General features: G+C 64.1%; 1 pseudogene. It reads left to right on the plus strand.

Annotated elements, in window-relative coordinates:
* Positions 1 to 337: pseudogene (locus tag H2O73_RS20420) on the plus strand (hypothetical protein); the annotation flags it as partial.

A 337-nucleotide genomic window follows, 5' to 3' on the forward strand; every position in this document is an offset into this window, starting at 1 on the left:
GCCTTCCCGGACCCCCTGGCGCTGTTGGTCCTGCTGGCAAAGATGGAGAAGCTGGAGCTCAGGGAGCCCCTGGCCCTGCTGGTCCTGCTGGTGAGAGAGGTGAACAAGGTCCCGCTGGCTCCCCTGGATTCCAGGGTCTTCCTGGTCCTGCCGGTCCTCCTGGTGAAGCAGGCAAGCCTGGTGAACAGGGTGTTCCTGGAGACCTTGGTGCCCCTGGACCCTCTGGCGCAAGAGGCGAGAGAGGTTTCCCTGGTGAACGTGGTGTACAAGGTCCCGCAGGTCCTGCTGGTCCCCGAGGAAACAATGGTGCCCCCGGCAACGATGGTGCCAAGGGTGA

The sequence above is a fragment of the Vibrio marinisediminis genome (genome assembly GCF_014050145.1).
GTDB classification, from domain to species: domain Bacteria; phylum Pseudomonadota; class Gammaproteobacteria; order Enterobacterales; family Vibrionaceae; genus Vibrio; species Vibrio marinisediminis.